General features: G+C 40.2%; 10 protein-coding genes and 5 pseudogenes. 1 reads left to right on the top strand and 14 read right to left on the bottom strand.

Translation table 11 applies throughout. The features are described 5' to 3' along the window. The 12 genes and pseudogenes from F601_RS0100310 to F601_RS12065 form a co-directional block, all read right to left on the bottom strand. Positions 1 to 209 (bottom strand): helix-turn-helix domain-containing protein (locus F601_RS0100310; RefSeq protein ID WP_018163694.1); only part of this gene is annotated, 209 nt, incomplete at its 3' end. A 321-nt stretch (positions 210 to 530) separates the two neighbouring features. Beyond that, positions 531 to 845 carry a carboxymuconolactone decarboxylase family protein gene (locus F601_RS0100305; protein WP_018163693.1) on the bottom strand — a complete coding sequence of 105 codons (315 nt, stop codon included), beginning with the start codon at positions 843 to 845 and terminating at the stop codon, positions 531 to 533. A gap of 1 nt (position 846) precedes the next feature. After that, positions 847 to 1266: a cupin domain-containing protein gene (locus F601_RS0100300; RefSeq protein WP_018163692.1), complete on the bottom strand. Its 420-nt coding sequence runs from the start codon at positions 1264 to 1266 to the stop codon at positions 847 to 849. 134 nt (positions 1267 to 1400) lie between these two features. Then, positions 1401 to 2033, bottom strand: coding sequence for a putative quinol monooxygenase (locus F601_RS0100295; protein WP_018163691.1), 633 nt, complete (start codon positions 2031 to 2033; stop codon positions 1401 to 1403). 11 nt (positions 2034 to 2044) lie between these two features. Beyond that, positions 2045 to 2956 carry an amidohydrolase family protein gene (locus F601_RS0100290; RefSeq protein WP_018163690.1) on the bottom strand — a complete coding sequence of 304 codons (912 nt, stop codon included), beginning with the start codon at positions 2954 to 2956 and terminating at the stop codon, positions 2045 to 2047. Continuing rightward, positions 2940 to 3398: a MerR family transcriptional regulator gene (locus F601_RS0100285; RefSeq protein ID WP_018163689.1), complete on the bottom strand. Its 459-nt coding sequence runs from the start codon at positions 3396 to 3398 to the stop codon at positions 2940 to 2942. The genes F601_RS0100290 and F601_RS0100285 overlap by 17 nt, the downstream gene beginning before the upstream one ends. A gap of 11 nt (positions 3399 to 3409) precedes the next feature. Then, positions 3410 to 3958: pseudogene (locus tag F601_RS13350) on the bottom strand (NAD(P)H-dependent oxidoreductase). 1 nt (position 3959) lies between these two features. Beyond that, positions 3960 to 4250: a YciI family protein gene (locus tag F601_RS0100270; protein WP_018163686.1), complete on the bottom strand. Its 291-nt coding sequence runs from the start codon at positions 4248 to 4250 to the stop codon at positions 3960 to 3962. A 9-nt stretch (positions 4251 to 4259) separates the two neighbouring features. Then, entirely contained in the window at positions 4260 to 5210 is a 951-nt protein-coding gene (locus tag F601_RS0100265) for an aldo/keto reductase (RefSeq protein ID WP_018163685.1), read from the bottom strand. A 79-nt stretch (positions 5211 to 5289) separates the two neighbouring features. Beyond that, positions 5290 to 5754: a flavodoxin gene (locus tag F601_RS0100260; RefSeq protein ID WP_018163684.1), complete on the bottom strand. Its 465-nt coding sequence runs from the start codon at positions 5752 to 5754 to the stop codon at positions 5290 to 5292. A gap of 160 nt (positions 5755 to 5914) precedes the next feature. Then, a pseudogene (locus F601_RS12070) lies at positions 5915 to 7333 on the bottom strand (VirB4-like conjugal transfer ATPase, CD1110 family); the annotation flags it as partial. Further along, a pseudogene (locus tag F601_RS12065) lies at positions 7311 to 7659 on the bottom strand (PrgI family protein). The pseudogenes F601_RS12070 and F601_RS12065, both read right to left, overlap by 23 nt. A gap of 89 nt (positions 7660 to 7748) precedes the next feature. On the opposite strand from F601_RS12065, the gene F601_RS0100240 reads away from it, so the two are divergent. Then, a protein-coding gene (locus F601_RS0100240; RefSeq protein WP_155979136.1) for an IS3 family transposase occupies positions 7749 to 8854 on the top strand; the annotation gives its coding sequence in 2 pieces (ribosomal slippage) (positions 7749 to 8025 and positions 8025 to 8854; 1107 coding nt in all). A gap of 46 nt (positions 8855 to 8900) precedes the next feature. Here F601_RS0100240 and F601_RS0100235 read toward each other — a convergent pair. Continuing rightward, positions 8901 to 9080 (bottom strand): annotated as a pseudogene (locus tag F601_RS0100235) (hypothetical protein); the annotation flags it as partial. A 37-nt stretch (positions 9081 to 9117) separates the two neighbouring features. Then, positions 9118 to 9404, bottom strand: a pseudogene (locus F601_RS12735) (transposase); the annotation flags it as partial.

Here is a 9404-nt window from a genome sequence, read left to right as displayed (position 1 = left end):
TTCTTTAACTCTGATGAGTACTTCTTCCAAGTATGACTTCCCTTAAGACCTTCAATGCCATTGGTTTGGTATTTCCTTATCCAATCTCTAACAGAATATTTTGAGATACCATATTCTCTGGCTAACTGGTCTGCAGATTTCCCTTCTCTTTGATATCTTAAGACAACCTCTAATTTTTCTTCTACACTTTTTGGACTTCTTTTGGACATACGAAAACCCCTCATAGTTTCCAGTGAAATGTTTTTGTTATTTCACTGGAAACTATAAGGGGAGTATATCAGGAATTCATTGTGACTGAGACAATTTCACTTGCTAAGAATACCACTATCGCGAAAGAAACATTTTTTCTCGCTACGCTCGTCACTATCTCAACGATATTAGAGGTTCTAAAATTCTAATTTTGATTTTGAATGAGTACAAATTAACATTCTAGTTTGGGCAAAATAGATCGTTCTCCCACGTGGCTGATACCCTGTTGGGTGAACGACCTATTATTGTTAATATCCACGAGCACCTTTTGAATCTTATTCTCACCAAATCTCTTTAGCTAGTCTAAATACCGCCCAGGCTTTTGGCCAGCCGACATAGAAGGCTAGATGAGTAATAATCGCTGAGATTTCTTCCTTGGTGACGCCATTTTTCTTGGCATTTTCCAAGTGATAGTTTAAAGAAGAATCGGTGATACCTGAACTCATCAAAGCCGTCACAGTAATGATACAGCGTGTCTTCAAATCAATGGCCTCATTATTCCAGTTTTCACCAAACAAAACATCGTCATTAAAATGAGCAAATTCAGGCGCAAATTCGCCTAGTTGATCACGCCCTGCTGTTTGTTTAATAGCCATATTATTCTCCCTCCTTATGAGCTGCTTGGTATTCTTCGTCTGTTACAGGGTCATAAAATTCACCGCTACCAGCTGTGATCGCCACATGACTGAACCAAGAATCTTTGGTGGCACCATGCCAGTGCTTCACTCCTTTGTCGGTCACAACGACATCACCTACTTTTAGATGTCGAGCGGGTTTCCCAGCTTCCTGATAAAGACCCTCACCTCCTGTGACAAGAAGAATTTGGTAGCCATCCAAATGCACATGCCAGTTGTTACGGCATCCTGGTTCGAAGGTCACATTTCCAACACTGGTATAACCATCTGGCGCTTGTGCCAACATTGCTAGATAGGATTGCCCAGTAAAACTAGCACCGTAAGGATTTTCTTCTCCAAAGGCAAATATAGGATCATTTTTTACATCTTCATGTTTAAACATGGGTCATCACTTCTTTCTACAATAATGTTAATCTCGATTTTAGTATATCTCTAACTACTAACAGTGACAAATACCTATAATGAAAGTTAATAGATGCTTCAAAAGTATTTTAATTTATCATCAAGCTACTAAATCTATCCTCGATTCACCAGCATATCCCCATGCAACGTTTGAAGTTGTTTATCTAGGATCAATTTAGCACTTTGATCAATATAGTCTTTAAAATGCGGTGTTGCTCTGTGTTGTTCATAAGCAGCTTCATTTTGATAGACCTCAAAGAAATACCAAGTATCCGGATTGTCCACATCTGTACCAGCATACATGACCAAGACGCCATCTTCTTTTGCCATACTGGTCTGCATTTCAGGTGAGACGATTTCTGAAAAAGCTTTGCTGTCACTAACCGTCACTGTAGCTAATCTCACAGCTAATTGCTCATCATCAAAAATCCGCAAGGCTGTTGGTTTTTGATGAAGCAGTTTGGGTGTCAATGTCACCACTTCACGGCTATTCAGTGCATGTTGAGCCAAATCTACAAAAGCTTTAAAATGAGGCGATTGAACATGTTCTTGGTAAGCTTCAACACTCGCATAGCGTTCCACAACAATCTGCTGACTAAAATCTTTTGGAAGGTGACTACCATACATGGCCAATGTTCCTGGTTCTAATGCCATTGACTGGGTAAAATTTGTATAGCCAATTTGCTTATACTCCTCTTCATAATCTAAGTTCAATCCAAGACGAAAAAGTCTAAAATTTTCTGTCATTTTCTACCTCCTCATTCAAATAACCGTTCAGCATTGCCACGAAAAATCTTTTCCTTATCACTATCTTTCAAAGGCAGTTCTTCGATGGCGTGACGGATAACGTCTGTTGCTCCAGCTGGAAGAATCCCAAGCGGCGCATCTGTCCCAAAGAGAACATGGTCAGCACCATAATAGTCCACACAAAGTTCCAAAGCTTTGCTATTGCCTAAAAGGGCTGTATCCACATAAAATTTCTTAAAATCAGCCGCCTGCTCCTCTGGCAAAATATGCTCAATCCGCCCTGCAAAGTAAGGAACCATAGCCCCACCATGATGAACTAAGATGTTGAGATTTGGAAATTCTTGAAAATAACCAGCCTGCACGATATCTAACATAGCTTGGGTTAATTCGTACTCCCAGCTAAAGATAATATTATTGTCTGGTTTCCGCTCATCAAAAACTGGGTGCAACAAAATTGGAATATTTGCCTTAGATGCTGCTGCAAAGACTGGCTTGAAACTCTCATCTGCTAGGGATTTTCCTAGGTGGCGCGTGAATAACTGAATCCCAAGTATCTCAGGATGACTGACAACAAAGCTCTCTATCACGCGCACTGCTTCTGGAATATTGTTCATCGGCACCATGGCTACACCACCCGCAAAAATATCCGCATTTTCTTTGACCGTCGCTAGCAATTCCTCATTCGCCAGTTCTACCAATTGAGCAGCTTCAGCACTGTCCAGATAATCTTCTGGATTAGCATTGACATAAGAAATAATTTGTTTAATGTTAGCTGGCATCGTCTCACGTCGTTTTTTCATATCCATCAAGACAGGGTTTTGGATAAAGGGCATTTTTGAGACTAAATTCTTATCCAGCGCCAGCATTTTTCCAAAAAATTCAGGAAGTAAAACATGGGCAAAGGCATCAATTTTCAAAGTCATCTAATCGCTCCTTCCAGCTACCGTCTTTATCAAAAATAATGCCATACTCTTCATAATAGGTGTCCTTGTTTAAAATCTCTCCAGATTCATAAAGACTAATTTTGCGTGTCAAGCGATCAATGGAGCGTTGAAGATTTTTTTGCTTGTTTTCTAAAACTGCTAGTTGCTCACGTAGCAAGGCTTCACGCGCTTCCACCGTTTGATCACCTTGCATGAGTAACTGACAGTAATCAATCAAGGCTTCTATCGGTATGCCAGAGTGTCGCAAGCAAATAATCATTTCAATCCACTTATTGAGATCATCCGTAAAATAACGATTACCATTAGACCGACGAGGAATCTCAGGTAAAAGCCCTATCCGTTCATAATAACGCAGAGTATTGGGATTAATATCATATTTTTGTGACACTTCCGTAATAGTGTATTTTTTCGTTTCTATCATCTCATTACCTTCTATCTAAACGTATCTTGCAACTCTAGTATACTAGAATTGCAGGCTTGACTCAAACGTTCAACATAAGAGTTAGCAGCATCACTTAAAGCTTCCTCAGATAGATTCAGCACTCCTGACAAAACAAATGGTTCCTCAAAGACTAATCCTGTATGGTATTTTATAGTTTCAAGCGGTTTAAGTAATTCTTGAGTCGTCACATGAAAGCGACCATCAGCTGTATAGTCTTCCGCACCAGCTCCTTGCGTCACTGCAAGGATTACGAAGAGCATTCCCAGTAGAGCCATATAGGCCCAACCATATTCAAGAACTTGGTCTAGCTATTCTTTCATCAAAGAAGGCATCGCATACCAGTACATTGGAAATTGAAAAACAATTCGATCTGTTGTTTCAAGAACGGCTTGCTCTTTCTTCACATCAATCTGTCCATCTGTATATTGGCTATAAATATCGCGTACTTCAATTCCTGCTGCTTGAGCTGCTTTGGCTAAGTCTTTATTGACTTGAGAAGCATGTAAATCTGGGTGAAACAGTAAAATAGTTGTTTTCATTTTAGTCTCCTGTTATCTCATCTGCTACTAAACTCGCCTTGAATTCAGCGACATCGTAGCTAGCTAGGTCTGGATAATAAACATCTTGTGCAATGATATCATCTAAGACTTCTCGTGACGTTACTTTAGCAATGACAATCCCTGCCATACCTCTGTCTTTCAAAGGACCAACAATTTTAAAATGTCCTGCTTCAAATTGAGAAGTAAACCAAGCTCTATGATTGGCCAGCAGTTCCTCAGCTTGCTCTTCAGGTACTTGTTCAGATTCAATAGTAATTGTAATTAAAAACATAAAACCTCCTTAGGCTTGGCCTTCCCAGCCACCGCGTGTATTGACACCAGCTTCTGAAGCTAATTTTTCTAATGCTGCCATTTCATCAGCACTAAGAACTAGGTCGCTAGCTTTAGCCGCATCTAGGACTTGTTCGACTTTTGTAACACCTAAAATCGGTGTTGTCCCGCGTCCAATTGCCCAAGCTGTCGCAATCTGTGCTGGGCTAACCTGATACTTGTCTGCCAAAACTTTCAATTCAGAAAGTAAGTCACCTAAGGCTGGAAACATAGGATTATAGGTTTTGCCACGATTGGAATCAGCTGGCATGGGATGTTGGCTATCATATTTACCAGACAAAGCACCTTGTTCTAGTACCATGTAAGAGAAGAATTGGATATCATTTTCCTTGCAATAGTCAAGCAATCCATCCTCAATCGAATGACGGTAAAGCAAACTAAAATGGTTTTGAACAGCTGAGATTTGTACCCCATCAGGTTTCAATATTTCCTGAACACGTTTCACTTGTTCAAGACTGTGGTTGGATACACCAATCCGTTTCACTCTTCTTGATTTGACTAAGTCTGCTAAAAATGGTGTCCAACGCTCTACGTCAGCTGCGTTATGGATCCAATAAATATCAATATAATCTGTTCCCAAGCGCTTCAGACTGCCTTCCAACATAGCTTTGACTGGATTTTCTTTGGTATCATCCTGCATTCCTGGTGTAAATTTGTCAGATAAGATGACTTTTGAACGGTCATATTGGCTAGATAACTCACCCAAAATACTCTCAGATTCCCCATTGGCATAGGCAAAAGCAGTGTCAAATGTGTTGAGACCACTTTCCATAGCAACCGAAAAGACTTCTTTCAAGTCTGCTGTATCAAGCTGATTACCAAAAACCACATTCCCACCAGCAAAACCTCCAGTTCCCCAAGACCATGTTCCAAGTACAATCGATGCAGTATTTTTTGTCATTTTATTACTCCTTTGTGTTTATGATGGTAGTTTACCACTTGTAGTCGACTACAAGTCAAGTGTTTTTTTCATTTTATATTTACTCTTGAACATTTAGTATCCATCTCTTCATATCACTATCACTATTCAAGACATCACCCCTAATATGATTTTTAGCCGCATAACTGTTAAAAATGGGCTGCGCTTGTACATAAGACGAACCTCCAGATGTTGAAAAACTACCCAAAATCTTATCCGAAAAGTCTAATTGATCCAACACCGTTTGAACAATCCGAGGTGGAATCCCCCACCAAGTTGGATGACCAACAAGTATACAGTCATAGTCAGAGATATCCGGCAATTCACCTAAAAGCTCTGGTCGACAATTCTCATCAGATTGTTCACGATTACAACGACTCGCATCATCCTGCCAATTTCTATCTTGACTTGTATAAGGAATCTTGGCTTTGATTTCATAGGCATCTGCCTCAAGGTCAGTCGCAATAGTCTGAGCACGTCTTTTCGTTGCCCCAGTCTCAGAAAAATAAATCACTAATGTCTTCATCTAATCCCTCCCATTTTATGACAGCCAAACTTCTTACTTCGGCTTTGCTTTTAAACTAATTCTAGTACTTGTAGTCGACTACAAGTCAAGGATTTTTTATAACATTGACACAAGACCAAAAAAGCTCCTTCAGAATACCAGGAACTAATATCTCCCCTTATAGATCGGTATCACTCTCTGCTTCTTTTAACTTGGTTGAGATGATTTCATGCTTGGTCGCCATCCCCTTACCAGCACCTGATGTCCCTAGAATCAAACCTGATGGGGTATTGAGTTTCCCTCGGTCAATAGTAATAATGTTACTTGAAATCTGGTTTATCCCATAGAATTTCCCTCCCTTATCTTGAAGGTCTACAGATGTCCAGGGGGAATTCACGGCAATGTTTGAGGTCAAAAGAGACCGAGACACACCATCAAGGTAGTTCTTCCCAAAAGGCAACAGGCTATTAAAAGCAGCTTCTTGCATAAAGGTCAGATTATCAATCACAAGATCATTAGAACCTGCCACTTGTTTGATAATATCAAGGGAGTGCTTCAATTGGTCTTCGTTATCCGCAAAGACTCCAATCAGAAAAAGGGTGTCAAAGAGCTTGTCGCCTGTTTGCGTCATGGTTTTAATCAGCTCATCTTCTTCATCGATGTTACTTTCTAGGACTTGACTAACCTTTTCAAGATAAACGCCAGATTGTGCCATCTTTTGTTGTTCCCCAATTTTTTGCGATTCCATCAAAGTCTTCTTGGTGCGGAGCTTTGTCATGGCTTCTGACTTGGCTGACCCTTTAGCATGAAGACTAATCATCACTTCTAAATCCGACTGCATGAGTTCTCGTAAGAACTTATCCCCCAACTCCATCCCATAGTCACGAACATAGACAATCTGAAGCAGTTTATCATCCATTTCAATATGATTTTTGTGCTTAAAGGACAGACTGGTTGGGGCAATAAAGTGCTTAGTTGTTTGTCCTGAACGTACCAGGTCTTGATAGGTAAAGGGCAAATGATTTTCCCCTCGCAACATATCAGCCAAGTGGTTCACACGGCCTTCTCCACTGAGGTGAGTAAAATTCGCATCTATTTCAGAAAAACCACTCTTGAAATATTCCCCAATTTGAGACAGGGAGCGATAGGCGAGTTTCGGATTTTGGTCTGATTTCCCAAAAGAGATGAATTTAACAGCTGAAAAGTTATTTTCTCCAGCTTCTAAGTTATTCTCCATGATACGATTGAGTTCTTCCCGATAGGTATCATACCCATCCTCATGAAAAGGATACAAGACACCCTTTCTAAATTTATCCAAGTTGACCCTTTGGTTAAAAATAGTGAGTTGGAAATTGGTCTTGTCATCCAAACTGTTAATCAAGTCTGAATAGGTTTCCATAATCGCTCCCTTATCTTCAAGTCCCACCGTTTGGTAATTGACATCCCCTAAAAGATAGGACTGAGAAAAATAATCTGGGGTAACCTGCATGAGACCATTAGGAAAAAGGCCTTGGTAAAGAAGCGTATTAACAGTTGTTGGTAGCACTTCTTCTTTTGGTTTACGTGTCTTCTTGTGCTTAGAAGAGGTCTTTGGTTTCATTGAGCGATTTGTTTTTTTTCACGTTGTATTCCTCTCTGTCCAGTTATTGTACGGTCTGGTATGGTCATTTCATAATGCCATCTATAATTAAGATACGTTTCAAAAGGTAAGTCATTAGGGCGATAGACCCCAAAAAGCATAAGAGGAATGGTAAAGGTAAGTCCATAGACAAACCAATCCCCAAATTGCCAATAAAAGAGGTTTAACTCTAAAATCAGGATGGTAATGGCAATGGCTGGCAAGACAAAGATAACTTGTCGTGTGGTAAAGCCTAGCCAAGCCCTATGTTGGACTTTTGTGATGTCCTTAAAAACACGTGTATTCATAAGACTCCAATCTAAGATATGAATAGGTTATACTAAATTGGACAGTATTTATAAAGTATTCTACACTAAAGAAAAACAGGAGAAAAGATATGTCTAGAAAAATACGTCGCCAATTCACAGATGACTTTAAGCAACAAATCGTTGACTTGCACAATGCAGGTAGAAAACGCAGTGAACTGATCAAAGAATACGATTTAACGCCGTCAGCCTTTGATAAGTGGGTCAGACAGGCAAGAACGACTGGCTCATTTAAAACTGTCGATAATCTGACAGATGAGCAACGTGAGCTGATAGAACTCAGAAAACACAATAAAGAACTGGAAATGCAACTAGATATCCTAAAGCAAGCGGCGGTGATTATGGCACGAAAAGAGAAGTAATCACCGCTAACAAGGACAAATACAGCATCTCAGCCATGTGTCACTGGTTGAACCTTCCACGTTCTAGCTACTACTACAAGGCTGTTAAACCAGTATCTGAAGCAGAACTTGAAGAAAACATCAAAGCTATTTTCCTCGAAAGTAAATCCAGATACGGGGCTAGAAAAATCAAGAAATGCTTGAAAAACCAAGGGATGGCACTATCTCGCCGTCGGATTCGTCGCCTCATGAAGCGATTGAATTTGGTTTCTGTTTATCAGAAAGCTGCCTTCAAACCACATACTAAAGGGAAAAATGAAGCCCCTACTCCAAATCTCTTAGAGAGACAGTTTGACCACCAGAAGCCACTTGAAGCTCTTGTGACGGACTTAAACTATGTCCGTGTTGGTAATCGATGGGCTTATGTTTGCTTTATTATCGATCTCTTCAACTGTGAAATCATCGGCCTATCTGTTGGTTGGCACAATACCGCTAACTTGGTCAAAGAAGCTATTCAAAGTATTCCTTATGCTCTGACCAAAGTCAAGCTCTTTCACTCAGATAGAGGCAAGGAATTTGACAATACTTTGATTGATGAGATATTAGAAGCATTTGACATCACCTGCTCACTGAGTCAAGCTGGATGTCCTTACGACAATGCCGTGGCTGAGAGTACCTATCGTTCCTTTAAGCTTGAGTTTATCAACCAAGAAACCTTCCATTCGCTAGAAGAATTAACTCTTAAAACTAAGGATTATGTCCACTGGTGGAATCATCATCGCCTTCATGGTAGTCTCACTTACCAAACACCCATGACTAGGAGAATCATTGCTTAATAAACACACTTTATAAATTTTTTACAGAAAACTGTTGCCTTTTCACAATGGCATATGGACTTTGAAGGAGTTCTTCTAACTTTTGAACCCCAACTTTATAAGCCGAGTCTTGTGCTAGGGCGTGTCTAGCTGACCACTCTAAGAGTTTAAGAAGAACCTTTACCGTAAACATAGCACTACGTTCCGCATATTGAATCGCTTGGCGTTCCTGTTGTTCGGATGACATCATTTCCTCCTTTATGTGATTCCCTTATCAAAACAATAGAGGCTGGGCAAAAACTAGCTTCAAAATAAAACCACACAGTGATTTCCGTCTCGAAAACAATCAAGATGAAAGAATCACTGTGTGGTTTTTGAGTATGTGATGTTTTTGAGCCTAGATTCTTGGCCAATTTTGTGAGATTCATACTCATGAAGAGGAAGCCGACTTCCGTTTGGACGGCTTGATTACCTCTAACGTGAACTCTGCGAACGCCAAAAACACTCTTCAATCGGCCAAAAACGGGTTCGACATCGATTTTCCGTTTGGCGTAGATACGAGAGCCTTCTT

Origin of the sequence: Streptococcus henryi DSM 19005, from assembly GCF_000376985.1 — a bacterium.
GTDB classification, from domain to species: Bacteria; Bacillota; Bacilli; order Lactobacillales; family Streptococcaceae; genus Streptococcus; species Streptococcus henryi.
The sequence above is the reverse complement of the archived record's forward strand: the minus strand, read 5'-3'. Positions and strand labels throughout refer to the sequence as shown.

What these genes read in the sequence shown, in the direction of transcription:
- F601_RS0100270 (WP_018163686.1), bottom strand. Translation starts at nt 4,250, where the DNA reads ATGTTTTTAATTACAATTACTATTGAATCTGAACAAGTACCTGAAGAG.
- F601_RS0100300 (WP_018163692.1), bottom strand. Translation starts at nt 1,266, where the DNA reads ATGTTTAAACATGAAGATGTAAAAAATGATCCTATATTTGCCTTTGGA.
- F601_RS0100295 (WP_018163691.1), bottom strand. Translation starts at nt 2,033, where the DNA reads ATGACAGAAAATTTTAGACTTTTTCGTCTTGGATTGAACTTAGATTAT.
- F601_RS0100285 (WP_018163689.1), bottom strand. Translation starts at nt 3,398, where the DNA reads ATGATAGAAACGAAAAAATACACTATTACGGAAGTGTCACAAAAATAT.
- F601_RS0100260 (WP_018163684.1), bottom strand. Translation starts at nt 5,754, where the DNA reads ATGAAGACATTAGTGATTTATTTTTCTGAGACTGGGGCAACGAAAAGA.
- F601_RS0100265 (WP_018163685.1), bottom strand. Translation starts at nt 5,210, where the DNA reads ATGACAAAAAATACTGCATCGATTGTACTTGGAACATGGTCTTGGGGA.
- F601_RS0100290 (WP_018163690.1), bottom strand. Translation starts at nt 2,956, where the DNA reads ATGACTTTGAAAATTGATGCCTTTGCCCATGTTTTACTTCCTGAATTT.
- F601_RS0100305 (WP_018163693.1), bottom strand. Translation starts at nt 845, where the DNA reads ATGGCTATTAAACAAACAGCAGGGCGTGATCAACTAGGCGAATTTGCG.